The organism is Streptomyces sp. NPDC002851 (assembly GCF_053591935.1).
This window is the reverse complement of record NZ_JBSFUT010000061.1, coordinates 20,284-33,831: the sequence shown is the minus strand read 5'-3', so window position 1 is coordinate 33,831 and position 13,548 is coordinate 20,284. Positions and strand designations below refer to the sequence as shown.

The window sequence follows — 13,548 nt, the reverse complement described above, 5'->3', positions numbered from 1 at the left end:
CAGAAGCGCTCCGAGGCCCGCATCCGCGAGCTCCGCAAGGAGGCCGGCACGGTCTTCCTGGTCAGCCACAACAACAAGTCCATCCGCGACACCTGCGACCGTGTCCTGTGGCTGGAGCGCGGCGAGCTCCGCATGGACGGGCCCACGGACGAGGTACTCAAGGAGTACGAGAAGTTCACCGGCAAGTAGCGTCCTGACCGCCGCCTCCGGGTCCCCCTCTCACCCTCCGTTCCCCCGCCGTCGCCGGGCGGGCTCCGTCGAGCCCGCCCTGGCCGGGGTGAACTCCCTTGCGCCGAAATGCTGTTGACACATATGGGCGCCTTGTTGTGGTGTGCGGAATACCCGGCAAACCGCCCGGGCCCGTACAACGTAAGCTGGAGCGGTCGGCGGCGTGTCCGAAATAGGGTGTATTCGGTCCGCAGTGTAGAACGGGAGATGTGACGGCAATGGCGACGGAAAGCTCCCAGCTCCGCAGGTCTCTCGCCGTCCCCGCAGCGGGCAGCGCACAGTGACCGCCGTCCACAGGGGAATCCCCGGCGCGGACCCGGCGCGCGCGACCCTCGACAAGGCTGCACACGAGAACTTCCCGGTGGCCCCGTTCTTTCTGCCCCGCGCCTGGCGCACCGACCTGATGGCGATCTACGGCTACGCCCGCCTGGTCGACGACATCGGCGACGGCGACCTTGCGCCCGGCGGCGCCGACGCCCGCCTCCTCGGCCTCGACCCGGCCGCCGACGCCGATGGCGTCGACCCGCTCGCGCTGCTCGACGCGTTCGAGGCCGACCTGCGACGCGTCTTCGACGGCACCCCGGGCCACCCGCTGCTCCGCCGCCTCCAGCCCACCGTGCGCCGGTGCGGCCTGACCCCCGAGCCGTTCCTCGGCCTGATCGAGGCCAACCGCCAGGACCAGTTCGTCGGCCGCTACGAGACGTACGACGATCTCCTGGCGTACTGCGAGCTCTCCGCCAACCCCGTCGGCCGCCTGGTCCTGGCCGTGACCGGGACCGAGAGCCCCGAGCGGGTGCGCCGCTCCGACGCCGTCTGCACCGCGCTACAGATCGTCGAGCATCTGCAGGACGTCGCCGAGGACCTGGCCCGCGACCGGATCTATCTGCCCGCCGAGGACATGAAGCGCTTCGGGGTGCGGGAGTCCGACCTCGCCGCCGCGTCCGCCGGCGCATCGGCGCGCGCCCTGGTCGCGTACGAGGTCGAACGCACCCGGAATCTGCTGAACGAGGGCACCGCCCTGGTGGCCAGCGTGCACGGCAGGCTCAGACTGCTGCTCGCCGGATTCGTGGGCGGAGGGCGCGCGGCGCTGCGCGCGATCGACGCGGCGGGGCACGACGTACTTCCAGGACCGCCCAGGCCCACCAAGCTCGGGTTGCTGCGCGAAGTGGGCGCGACTCTGCGAGGAGAGGGGTGAGCCGTCCGATGAGTCCGATGAGATCGACAGGAATCGAGCAGGGCCCGCGGATGTCCGCGCCGGTCGTCGCCGCGTACAGCTACTGCGAGGCGGTCACCGGGCAGCAGGCCCGGAACTTCGCGTACGGCATCAGGCTCCTTCCGGCGCCCAAGCGGCGCGCCATGTCCGCCCTGTACGCCTTCTCGCGCCGGGTCGACGACATCGGCGACGGCGCCCTCGCCCCGCAGGTCAAGCGGGACCGCCTGGAGGAGACCCGGGCGCTGCTCGGCCGGGTGCGGGACCGGTCCGTCGCCGAGGACGACACCGACCCCGTCGCCGTGGCCCTCGCACACGCCGCGGACCACTTCCCGATCCCGCTCGACGGCCTGGACGAGCTCATCGACGGCGTCCAGATGGACGTGCGCGGCGAGACGTACGAGACCTGGGAGGACCTGAAGGTCTACTGCCGCTGTGTGGCCGGGGCCATCGGGCGGCTCTCGCTCGGCATCTTCGGCACCGAGCCCGGCGCGCGCGGCGCCGAGCGCGCCCCGGAGTACGCCGACACGCTGGGCCTCGCGCTTCAGCTCACCAACATCCTGCGGGACGTACGCGAGGACGCCGAGGGCGGCCGCACCTACCTGCCCGCGGACGACCTCGCCAAGTTCGGCTGCTCGGCCGGTTTCTTCGGGGAGCAGCCGCCCGTGGGCGCGGACTTCGCGGGGCTCGTGCACTTCGAGGTGCGCCGGGCCCGCTCGCTGTTCGCCGAGGGCTACCGGCTGCTTCCCATGCTCGACCGGCGCAGCGGCGCCTGCGTCGCCGCCATGGCCGGGATCTACCGTCGCCTTCTCGACCGCATCGAGCGCGAGCCGGAGGCCGTGCTGCGCGGCCGTGTCTCGCTGCCCGGCCGCGAAAAGGCGTACGTCGCGGTGCGCGGCCTCTCCGGACTCGACACCCGGCAGATCGCCAGGAGGCGGGCGTGACTCTTACGGACCACGGATGCGCACGGTCGGACGGGGCTCGGCAATCGCGCCGCACGCGCTCGTCCTCGAACGCCGGACGGGCTGGATCGGGTACCGCAGCCGGAGGGGAGCGCCCATGAGCGGGAATGTCGCCCACCCGCGGGCCGGTTCGCGTGCCGTCGTCGTCGGTGGTGGGCTCGCCGGGGTGACCGCCGCCCTCAACCTCGCCGACGCGGGGCTTGACGTCACGCTGCTCGAAGGGCGGCCGCGGCTCGGCGGGCTCGCCTTCTCCTTCCGGCGCGGAGAGCTGACCGTGGACAACGGCCAGCACGTGTATCTGCGGTGCTGCACGGCGTACCGCTGGTTCCTCGACCGGGTCGGCGGTGCCGCGCTCGCACCGCTCCAGGACCGGCTCGACGTGCCCGTGCTCGATGCCGAGCGGCGGCGGCTCGGGCGGCTCAAGCGCACCGCGCTTCCGGTGCCGCTGCATCTGGCCGCGAGCCTCGGCACGTACCCCCATCTCTCGCTGCGCGAACGCGCCCAGGTGGGCCGCGCGGCGCTCGCGCTCAAGGGCCTCGACCCGGCCGATCCGGCCCTGGACCGGCAGGACTTCGGCAGCTGGCTGGCCGCGCGCGGCCAGTCCCCGCGGGCCGTCGAGGCGCTGTGGGACCTGGTCGGCATCGCCACCCTGAACGCCGTCGCGGGGGACTCCTCGCTCGGCCTCGCCGCCATGGTCTTCAAGACCGGTCTCCTTTCCGAACCCGGCGCCGCCGACATCGGCTGGGCCCGCGTCCCGCTCGGCGAGCTGCACGACACCCTCGCCCGCAAGGCCCTCGACCGGGCGGGCGTGCGCACCGAGACGCGTACCCGGGTGTCCGGCATCTCCCGCACCAGGGAAGGGAGTTGGCGGGTCGCCGTCGGGGACGAGCGGTTCACCGCGGACACCGTCGTGCTCGCGGTGCCGCAGCGCGAGGCGCACGCCCTGCTGCCCGACGGTGCCGTCGACCAGCCCGACGACCTGCTCGGCATCGGCACCGCGCCGATCGTGAACGTCCATGTCGTGTACGACCGCAAGGTGCTGCGGGCGCCGTTCTTCGCCGCGCTCGGCACCCCCGTGCAGTGGGTCTTCGACCGTACCGAGGCGTCCGGCCTGAACGGCGGCGGCCAGTATCTGGCGCTGTCCCAGTCCGCCGCGCAGGACGAGATCGACGCGCCCGTGGCCGAGCTGCGCGAGCGCTATCTGCCCGAGCTGGAACGCCTGCTGCCGCTCGCCCGCGGCGCGCGGGTACGGGACTTCTTCGTGACCCGGGAGCGCACCGCGACGTTCGCCCCCACCCCCGGCGTCGGCCGCCTCAGGCCCGGCGCCCGCACCAAGGCACCCGGCCTGTACCTGGCCGGCGCGTGGACGGCCACCGGCTGGCCCGCGACCATGGAGAGCGCCGTGCGCAGCGGCACCACGGCTGCCCGTGAGGCGCTCTCCGCCCTCGGCCGCCCCCGACACCACCTGTTCCAGGAGGCGGCATGAGCAGCAGCACCAGGACCGGAATTAGAGGAGAGACCGTGCCGCCAGTGCCCTCGGCCGAATCGACTGCCAGCCCAGTCAGCAGCGCCGCTGTGACTGCCTTGCTGGAACGCGGAAGGACACTGGCCATGCCGGTGCTGCGCGCCGCCGTGGACCGGCTCGCGCCACCCATGGACACCGTGGCCGCCTACCACTTCGGCTGGATCGACGCCGAGGGCCGCCCCTCCGCCGCGGACAGCGGCAAGGCGGTGCGCCCCGCGCTCGCGCTGCTCTCCGCCGAGGCCGCCGGGGCCGCGCCCGAGGTGGGCGTGCCCGGCGCGGTCGCCGTGGAGCTGGTGCACAACTTCTCGCTGCTGCACGACGACCTGATGGACGGCGACGAGCAGCGCCGTCACCGGGACACGGTGTGGAAGGTGCACGGCCCCGCCCAGGCCATCCTCGTCGGCGACGCCCTCTTCGCCCTCGCCAACGAGCTGCTCCTCGAGCTCGGCACCGTCGACGCGGGCCGCGCGACGCGCCGTCTGACCACCGCCACGCGGAAGCTGATCGACGGTCAGGCGCAGGACATCTCGTACGAGCACCGCGAGCGGGTCAGTGTCGACGAGTGCCTGACGATGGAGGGCAACAAGACCGGCGCGCTGATCGCCTGCGCCGTCTCCATCGGCGCGGTCCTCGGCGGCGCCGACGACCGGACCGCCGACACCCTCGAGGAGTACGGCTACCACCTGGGCCTCGCCTTCCAGGCCGTGGACGACCTGCTCGGCATCTGGGGCGACCCGGAGGCCACCGGCAAGCAGACCTGGAGCGACCTGCGCCAGCGCAAGAAGTCCCTGCCGGTGGTGGCCGCCCTCGCCGCCGAGGGCCCGGCCGCCGAGCGGCTCGCCGAACTCCTCGCCGCCGACGCCAAGAGCACCGACTTCGAGAACTTCTCCGAGGAGGAGTTCGCGATGCGCGCCGCCCTCATCGAGGAGGCCGGTGGCCGCGCCTGGACCAGCGAGGAAGCCCGCAGGCAGCACACCATCGCGGTGCAGGCCCTGGACCGTGTGGACATGCCCGAGCAGGTCAGGGCGCAGCTCGTCGCCCTCGCCGACTTCGTGGTCGTTCGGCAGCGATGACCGTACGAGAGAAATGATCGCCCTCACCCGCTCCATATGACGCGCAGTCGCCGGCCGGTGGCCCGAACACACTTATCCGGCCGCCGGCCGACGGCAGACCCCAGCACAGCAGAAAGCCGAACTGCACGAAGGGGAAGCCATGACAGCGACGACCGATGGAAGCACCGGAGCCCTGCCGCCCCGCGCTGCCTCGGCCACCGGTAGCGAAGCGACGCCCGGCGTTCTCGACGCGGCCGAGGCGGCCACGCGCCGGGCGACCGAGTTCCTGCTCGCACGGCAGGACGCCGCCGGGTGGTGGAAGGGCGACCTCGAGACCAATGTGACGATGGACGCCGAGGACCTGCTGCTCCGTCAGTTCCTCGGCATCCGGGACGAGCGGACCAGCCGCGCCGCCGCGCGCTTCATCCGCGGCGAGCAGCGGGAGGACGGCGCCTGGGCCACCTTCTACGGCGGGCCCGGCGAACTCTCCGCCACCGTCGAGGCGTACGTCGCGCTGCGCCTGGCCGGGGACGCGCCGGACGCGGAGCACATGGCGAGGGCCTCCGCGTGGATCCGCGAGCACGGCGGTATCGCCGAGAGCCGCGTGTTCACCCGCATCTGGCTGGCCCTGTTCGGCTGGTGGAAGTGGGACGACCTGCCGGAGCTGCCGCCGGAGCTCATCTACTTCCCGAAGTGGTTCCCGCTCAACATCTACGACTTCGGCCAGTGGGCGCGGCAGACCATCGTGCCGCTCACCATCGTCTCGGCCAAGCGCCCGGTGCGGCCCGCCCCGTTCCCGCTCGACGAGCTGCACACCGACGCCCGTAACCCACGGCCGCACAAGCCCCTTGCGCCGCTGGCGAGTTGGGACGGGCTGTTCCAGCGGCTCGACAAGGCGCTGCACACGTACCACAAGGTCGCCGTGCCCGGCCTGCGGAAGATGGCGATGCGCTCCGCCGCGCAATGGATCATCGAGCGGCAGGAGAACGACGGCTGCTGGGGCGGCATCCAGCCCCCGGCCGTGTACTCGGTGATCGCGCTGCATCTGCTCGGCTACGACCTCGACCACCCCGTCCTGCGTGAGGGCATCGCGTCCCTCGACCGGTTCGCGGTGTGGCGCGAGGACGGCGCCCGGATGATCGAAGCCTGCCAGTCCCCGGTCTGGGACACCTGCCTGGCGACCATCGCGCTCGCCGACGCCGGGCTGCCCGCCGACCACCCGCAGCTCGTCAAGGCCGCCGACTGGATGCTCGCCGAGCAGATCACCCGGCCCGGCGACTGGTCGGTGCGCCGCCCCCAACTGCCGCCGGGCGGCTGGGCGTTCGAGTTCCACAACGACAACTATCCGGACATCGACGACACCGCCGAGGTGGTGCTCGCGCTGCGCCGGGTACGTCACCCGGACCCGGCGAAGGTGGACGCGGCGGTGCGCCGCGGCGTCATCTGGAACCTGGGCATGCAGTCGAAGAACGGGGCCTGGGGCGCCTTCGACGTCGACAACACCAGCCCGTTCCCGAACCGCCTGCCGTTCTGCGACTTCGGCGAGGTCATCGACCCGCCGTCGGCCGACGTCACCGCGCATGTCGTGGAGATGCTCGCCTACGAGGGCAAGGCGCACCACCCGCGGGCTCGGCGCGGCATCGCGTGGCTGCTCGCCGAGCAGGAGGCGGACGGCTCCTGGTTCGGGCGCTGGGGCGTCAACTATCTGTACGGCACCGGGTCCGTGGTGCCCGCCCTGGTCGCCGCGGGCCTGCCCGGCTCGCACCCGGCGATCCGGCGCGCGGTGCGCTGGCTGGAGTCGGTGCAGAACGACGACGGCGGCTGGGGCGAGGACCTGCGCTCCTACGTCGACAAGACCTGGGTGGCACGCGGCGAGTCCACCGCCTCGCAGACCGCCTGGGCCCTGATGGCGCTGCTCGCGGCGGGGGAGCGGAGCTCCAAGGCGGTGGAGCGCGGCATCGCCTGGCTCGCCGAGACCCAGCGCGCGGACGGCAGCTGGGACGAGCCGCACTTCACCGGCACCGGCTTCCCCTGGGACTTCTCCATCAACTACCACCTCTACCGGCAGGTCTTCCCGCTGACCGCGCTCGGACGGTACGTCCATGGGACCGGGCACGAGGGCGCCTGATGGCCGACGCCGCCGAGGAGCCCGTTCAGCCGGTTCCGTTCCCGGGAGCAGAACCCGAGCGGCCGCTGCTCATCGCCTGTGCGCTGCGCATCGAGGGTCTGGCCCTGCGCATCGGTGACCGTTCCGGCGCCACCGGCCCGGTCACGGTGCTGCGCACCGGAATGGGCCCACGGGCGGCCGAGCGCGCCGTCACCCGGGCGCTCGGCGACCCGGCGCTCGCGGGCGCCGCGGTGATCGCCACCGGGTTCTGCGCGGGCCTCGCCCCGGGGATGCACCCCGGTGACCTGGTGGTCGCCGAGGAGACCCGCGGGCCGGGCGGTGCCACCCGCTGCCGGAGCACCGGGCTCCTGGTCGAGGAGCTGGTCCGGGCCGTTCCCGGGCGGACCGTGCACACCGGTCCGCTGACCGGCTCCGACCACGTCGTCCGCGGGCCCGAGCGGGCCGAGCTGCTCGCCGCCGGGTCGATCGCGGTGGACATGGAGTCCGCGGCGACGCTCGACGGTGCGGTGCGGGTGGGGGCCCGCCCGGTTGCGGCCGTACGGGTGGTCGTGGACGCTCCTGAGCATGAGCTCGTCCGGATCGGTACGGTGCGCGGAGGAATATCGGCTTTCCGCGTGCTTCGCGCGGTTCTCCCGGCTTTCTATGAATGGCACCGTTCTTTGCTGCTCCCCAGGAGGTGAGCGAGTTATGGCCATGCCTCTTCGGCAGTCCTTGAAGGTGGCGTCGTATCTCTTCGAGCAGAAGCTCCGCAGGCGGGACAAATTCCCGCTGATCGTCGAGTTGGAGCCGCTGTACGCCTGCAACCTCAAGTGCGAGGGCTGCGGCAAGATCCAGCACCCCGCGGGCGTGCTCAAGCAGCGGATGCCGGTGGCGCAGGCCGTCGGCGCCGTTCTGGAGTCCGGCGCGCCGATGGTGTCCATCGCCGGCGGCGAGCCCCTGATGCACCCTCAGATCGACGAGATCGTACGGCAGTTGGTCGCCAGGAAGAAGTACGTCTTCCTCTGCACCAATGCGCTGCTCCTGCGCAAGAAGCTGGACAACTTCAAGCCCTCGCCGTATTTCGCGTTCGCGGTGCACATCGACGGCATGCGGGAGCGGCACGACGAGTCCGTTGCCAAGGAGGGCGTGTTCGACGAGGCGGTGGCGGCCATCAAGGAGGCCAAGCAGCGCGGCTTCAGGACCACCACCAACTCGACGTTCTTCAACACCGACACCCCCCAGACCATCATCGAGGTGCTCAACTACCTCAACGACGACCTGAAGGTCGACGAAATGATGCTCTCGCCCGCCTACGCCTACGAAAAGGCGCCCGACCAGGACCACTTCCTCGGCGTGGAACAGACCCGGGAGCTGTTCCGCAAGGCCTTCGCGGGCGGCAACCGGCGGCGCTGGCGGCTCAACCACTCGCCGCTCTTCCTCGACTTCCTCGAGGGCAAGGTCGACTTCCCGTGCACGGCCTGGGCGATCCCCAACTACTCGCTCTTCGGCTGGCAGAAGCCCTGCTACCTGATGAGCGACGGCTATGTGCCGACGTACCGCCAGCTGATCGAGGAGACCGACTGGGACGCGTACGGCCGCGGCAAGGACCCGCGCTGCGCCAACTGTATGGCCCACTGCGGTTACGAGCCGACGGCGGTCCTCGCCACCATGGGTTCACTCAAGGAGTCGCTGCGCGCGATGGGGGCGACCGCTGCGGGCGGCCGTGGCTGAAGGACCGACGTACGACGTGAGAGGGGGCCAGGGCATGACGATCCTGGAGAACATCCGCGGACCGCACGACCTGAAGCAACTGACCGAACCGCAACTCGACGAACTCGCCGCGGACATCCGGGAGTTCCTCATCCAGGCGGTCGCCCGCACCGGCGGCCACCTCGGCCCGAACCTGGGCGTGGTGGAGCTGACCATCGCGCTGCACCGGGCCTTCGAGTCACCCGTCGACCGGCTCGTCTGGGACACCGGCCACCAGAGCTACGTACACAAACTCCTCACCGGACGGCAGGACTTCTCCAAGCTGCGCGGCAAGGGCGGGCTTTCCGGCTATCCATCGCGCGAGGAGTCCGAGCACGACATCGTCGAGAACAGCCACGCCTCCACCGCGCTCGGCTGGGCCGACGGCCTCGCCAAGGCCCACCAGGTGCTCGGCACCGGTGGCCATGCCGTCGCCGTCATCGGGGACGGCGCGCTCACCGGCGGCATGGCCTGGGAGGCACTCAACAACATCGCCGCCGCCAAGGACCGCCCGCTGATCATCGTCGTCAACGACAACGAGCGCTCCTACGCCCCCACCATCGGCGGCCTCGCCGACCACCTCGCCACCCTGCGCACCACCGACGGCTACGAGAAGGTGCTCGCCTGGGGCAAGGACATCCTCCAGCGCACCCCGGTGGTCGGACAGCCGCTGTACGGATCGCTGCACGGCGCCAAGAAGGGCCTCAAGGACGCCGTCGCGCCGCAGGGCATGTTCGAGGACCTGGGACTGAAGTACGTCGGGCCGATCGACGGGCACGACATCGCGGCCGTCGAGTCGGCGCTGCGCCGCGCCAAACGGTTCCACGGACCGGTGCTCGTGCACTGCCTCACCGAGAAAGGCCGCGGCTACGAGCCCGCGCTCGCCGACGAGGCCGACCGGTTCCACACCGTAGGTGCGATGGATCCGCACACCTGCGAGTCGCTCGCCCCGTCCAGCGGTCCTTCGTGGACCTCGGTTTTCGGCGACGAGATCGTACGGATCGGACAGGAGCGGCCCGACGTCGTGGCGCTCACGGCGGCCATGCTGCACCCGGTGGGCCTGGCCCGGTTCGCGGAGCGCTTCCCGGACCGGGTGTGGGACGTCGGCATCGCCGAGCAGCACGCGGCCGTGTCCGCGGCCGGGCTCGCCACCGGCGGCCTGCACCCGGTCGTGGCGCTCTACGCGACGTTCCTCAACCGCGCCTTCGACCAGCTCCTCATGGACGTGGCCCTGCACAAGTGCGGCGTCACCTTCGTCCTCGACCGGGCCGGCGTCACCGGCACCGACGGGCCCTCACACAACGGCATGTGGGACCTGTCCGTGCTCCAGGTCGTGCCCGGACTGCGGATCGCCGCGCCCCGCGACGCCGACCAGCTGCGCGCCCAGCTCCGCGAGGCCGTCGACGTCGACGACGCGCCCACCCTGCTCCGCTACCCCAAGGAGACGGTGGGCCCGGCCATCCCCGCCGTCGACCGGGCGGGCGGCATGGACGTCCTGGACCGCGACGAGACCGACGAGACCGCCGACGTGCTGCTCGTCGCCGTCGGCGTCATGGCGCCCGTCTGCCTCCGGACCGCCGACCTGCTGCGCGCCCGTGGCCTCGGCTGCACCGTCGTCGACCCCCGCTGGGTCAAGCCCGTCGACCCGGCCCTGCCCGCGCTCGCCGCCGCACACCGCCTGGTGGCCGTCGTCGAGGACAACAGCCGTACGTCCGGGGTGGGTTCGGCGGTCGGGCAGGCGCTGCGCGACGCCGACGTGGACGTGCCGCTGCGCACCTTCGGCATCCCCGAGCAGTTCCTTCCGCACGCCAAGCGCGGCGAGGTGCTCGCCGATCTCGGACTCACCCCGGTGGAGATCGCCGGGCGGATCGGGGCCACGCTGGAGCGCGGGACCAGCCTGGCGCGTGCGGCCACTCAGGTACGTAAGGAGGACGACGGATGACGGGTGGCACAGGCGGCCCCGACGCCGCGCACGGTGGCGGCGCGCAGAGCTTCGACCTCGGCAGGCTGCTCGCCGAGCGTGGCGCCGAGCGGTACGAGCTGCACGCCCGGCACCTCAACCACCAGCTGCCCCGGATGCTGCACACCCTCGGCTTCGACAAGGTCTACGAGCGCGCCGAGGGCGCCTACTTCTGGGACGCGGACGGCAACGACTACCTAGACATGCTCGCCGGGTTCGGCGTGATGGGCCTCGGCCGCCATCACCCCGTCGTACGCAAGGCCCTGCACGACGTCCTCGACGCCTCGCTCGCCGACCTCACCCGCTTCGACTGCCAGCCGCTGCCCGGCCTGCTCGCCGAGAAGCTGCTCGCGCACAGCCCGCACCTGGACCGGGTGTTCTTCGGCAACAGCGGCACGGAGGCCGTCGAGACCGCCCTGAAGTTCGCCCGGTACGCCGCCGGAAAGCCGCGGATCCTCTACTGCGCGCACGCCTTCCACGGCCTGACCACCGGTTCCCTGTCGGTCAACGGCGAGGCGGGCTTCCGCGACGGCTTCGCGCCGCTGCTCCCGGACACGGCCGTACCGCTGGGTGATCTGGACGCCCTGGCGCGGGAGTTGAAGCGTGGCGACGTCGCCGCCCTGATCGTCGAGCCCATCCAGGGCAAGGGCGTGCACGCGGCGCCGCCCGGCTATCTGCGAGCCGCCCAGGACCTCCTCCACCGGCACAAGGCGCTGCTCATCGCCGACGAGGTGCAGACCGGGCTCGGCCGTACCGGCGACTTCTACGCCTACCAACACGAAGAGGGCACAGACGGCGTCGAGCCCGACCTGGTGTGCCTCGCCAAGACCCTGTCGGGCGGCTATGTGCCGGTGGGCGCGACGCTCGGCAAGGACTGGATCTTCAAGAAGGTCTACTCGTCCATGGACCGCGTCCTGGTCCACTCGGCGAGCTTCGGCGCCAACGCCCAGGCCATGGCGGCCGGGCTCGCCGTGCTCGCGGTCCTCGAGGACGAGCGGCTCGTCGCGCACGCGCGGGCGACGGGGGAGCTGCTGCGCTCGCGGCTCGCCGCGCTCGTCGACCGCTACGAACTGCTCCATGACGTACGCGGCCGTGGCCTGATGGTCGGCATCGAGTTCGGGCGGCCCGACTCGCTCAAGCTGCGCGGACGCTGGTCGACGCTGCAAATGGCCCGTAAGGGGCTCTTCGCGCAGATGGTCGTCGTACCGCTGCTGCAGAAGCACCGGATCCTCACCCAGGTCTCCGGCGATCGCCTCGAGGTCATCAAGCTGATCCCGCCGCTGATCATCGGGGAACCGGAGGTGGACCGCTTCGTGACCGCCTTCACCGCCGTGATGGACGAGGCGCACGGCGGCGGCTCGCTGATGTGGGACTTCGGCAAGACGCTGGTGAAGCAGGCGGTCGCGCAGCGGTAGCGGACGGCGGCGCAGCCAGCGTGTCTTACGGATCACGGCCCGTGCCGTCGGCTCGGTTGCCGGCTGTGTCGATATGCGGCTAACGCCGCGTGAGGGGGCTGCGCCCCCAGCGCCCCCCTTCGCCCCTGAACGGGGCTCGTCCTCAAACGCCGGACGGGCTGAGTTGATGCCCCACCCGCAGGACACCGTCGGACGAAGATCCGTAAGGACCTACCGCCAGGCGGGCGCCCCCGGCCGGGGCATGCAGGCCCTGCGGGTCAAGGGGCGGCTGTGGCTGCGCCTCGGGGACGCGGAACACGTGCCCCGCCCGCAGTCCACCGCACCACCCTCAACCGAGGCGCTTCGCGCCACCCCCTGGTCCAGCGCGACAAGGGAGCGGGGTCTGGGGGGCGCAGCCCCCAGGAGCGGTCAGCCGGCCGACGGTGCGGATACGTGATCCGGAAGATCAGTCGAGCAGGTTCGCGCGGAGCCGCTCGCGTAGCTCGGGCGTGAGGCCGAGGCCCTCGGCGAGATACCGCTCGACGCTGCCCCAGTTCTCCTCGATCGCGCCGAAGCCCGCCCTCAGGTACTCGGCGCGGGCGTCGAACATCGGCCGGAGCAGCTCCGCGGCCTCCTCGGGCATGGCCTCATTGGGGTTGCCGCGGTGCATCTTGTAGCGGCGGTGGGCCGCGTTGGACTCCAGGTAGTCGGCCTCGATGGCGTCGCGCTCCACGCCGACCGCGAGCAGGGTCACGGCGATCGACAGACCGGCCCGGTCCTTACCGGCCGCGCAGTGCATCAGGGCCGGGACGCTGTCCTCGGCGAGCGCGCGCAGGACCTGGCTGTGCTCGGTGGTGCGGTGGGTGATGATCGCGCGGTACGAGGCGGTCATCCGTCCGGCCGCCTTGCCGTCGGCGAGCGCAACGCGCAACTCGGACATATTGCCGTCGCGGACCATCTTCCAGAACTCGGCGCCGTCGGCCGGGTCGGAGAGCGGCAGGTTCACATTGCGTACGCCGGGGAGTTCGACGTCCGGCCCTTCGAGCTTCTGGTCGGCGGAGTTACGGAAGTCGAAGATGGTGTGCAGGCCGAGCGAGGTGAGGAACGCCGCGTCCTCGGCGGTGGCGTGTGCCAGATGGCCGCTGCGGAAGAGCCGACCCACCCGTACCCGACGGCCGTCCACGGTCGGCAGTCCGCCCACGTCACGGAAGTTGCGCACCCCGGTCAGCTCGGGCTCTGTCGACGGGACCTGCTGCGTCACGGGGGCTCCTCCCGGTCGTTCGCCGACGGCGTTCGTCGGCTGGGGTGCGCGGTCGCGCCCGCGAAGGGCGCGCGCCCTTGACCATACGACATGGATTCCT

Annotated in this window: 10 protein-coding genes and 1 pseudogene; 10 read left to right on the top strand and 1 reads right to left on the bottom strand. The window is 71.9% G+C overall.

Annotation, left to right across the window (positions count from 1 at the left end; all coding sequences use genetic code 11):
* The 10 genes and pseudogenes from ACWD10_RS36670 to ACWD10_RS36625 all read left to right on the top strand — a co-directional run.
* Positions 1–189: pseudogene (locus ACWD10_RS36670) on the top strand (ABC transporter ATP-binding protein); the annotation flags it as partial.
* 319 nt (positions 190–508) lie between these two features.
* The gene (hpnC, locus tag ACWD10_RS36665; RefSeq protein ID WP_451098040.1) at positions 509–1,423 is read left to right on the top strand and encodes a squalene synthase HpnC; all 915 of its coding nucleotides are present in this window, start codon (positions 509–511) and stop codon (positions 1,421–1,423) included.
* 50 nt (positions 1,424–1,473) lie between these two features.
* Positions 1,474–2,382: a presqualene diphosphate synthase HpnD gene (gene hpnD / locus ACWD10_RS36660; protein ID WP_451098043.1), complete on the top strand. Its 909-nt coding sequence runs from the start codon at positions 1,474–1,476 to the stop codon at positions 2,380–2,382.
* Positions 2,383–2,497: 115 nt separating this feature from the next.
* Positions 2,498–3,886, top strand: a complete 1,389-nt coding sequence (gene hpnE, locus ACWD10_RS36655) for a hydroxysqualene dehydroxylase HpnE (protein WP_451098039.1) — start codon at positions 2,498–2,500, stop codon at positions 3,884–3,886.
* Entirely contained in the window at positions 3,883–4,998 is a 1,116-nt protein-coding gene (locus ACWD10_RS36650; RefSeq protein WP_451098038.1) for a polyprenyl synthetase family protein, read from the top strand. The genes hpnE and ACWD10_RS36650 overlap by 4 nt, the downstream gene beginning before the upstream one ends.
* 139 nt (positions 4,999–5,137) lie before the next feature.
* Positions 5,138–7,105 carry a squalene--hopene cyclase gene (gene shc, locus ACWD10_RS36645; RefSeq protein WP_451098037.1) on the top strand — a complete coding sequence of 656 codons (1,968 nt, stop codon included), beginning with the start codon at positions 5,138–5,140 and terminating at the stop codon, positions 7,103–7,105.
* Positions 7,105–7,785 (top strand): phosphorylase family protein, encoded by a 681-nt coding sequence (locus ACWD10_RS36640; protein WP_451098036.1) that lies wholly within the window; start codon positions 7,105–7,107, stop codon positions 7,783–7,785. Before shc ends, ACWD10_RS36640 begins: the two co-directional genes overlap by 1 nt.
* Positions 7,786–7,792: 7 nt before the next feature.
* Positions 7,793–8,815 carry an adenosyl-hopene transferase HpnH gene (gene hpnH / locus ACWD10_RS36635; protein WP_451098035.1) on the top strand — a complete coding sequence of 341 codons (1,023 nt, stop codon included), beginning with the start codon at positions 7,793–7,795 and terminating at the stop codon, positions 8,813–8,815.
* A gap of 34 nt (positions 8,816–8,849) precedes the next feature.
* On the top strand, positions 8,850–10,775 hold the full coding sequence (gene dxs, locus ACWD10_RS36630; RefSeq protein ID WP_451098034.1) for a 1-deoxy-D-xylulose-5-phosphate synthase: 1,926 nt from the start codon (positions 8,850–8,852) through the stop codon (positions 10,773–10,775).
* Positions 10,772–12,208, top strand: coding sequence for an aspartate aminotransferase family protein (locus tag ACWD10_RS36625; protein ID WP_451098033.1), 1,437 nt, complete (start codon positions 10,772–10,774; stop codon positions 12,206–12,208). Before dxs ends, ACWD10_RS36625 begins: the two co-directional genes overlap by 4 nt.
* 445 nt (positions 12,209–12,653) lie before the next feature.
* Here the strand turns inward: ACWD10_RS36625 and ACWD10_RS36620 are convergent, their stop codons facing one another.
* A complete protein-coding gene (locus ACWD10_RS36620; RefSeq protein ID WP_451098032.1) occupies positions 12,654–13,448 on the bottom strand; it encodes a tyrosine-protein phosphatase in 795 nt (264 codons plus the stop codon).
* Positions 13,449–13,548: the final 100 nt, after the last annotated feature.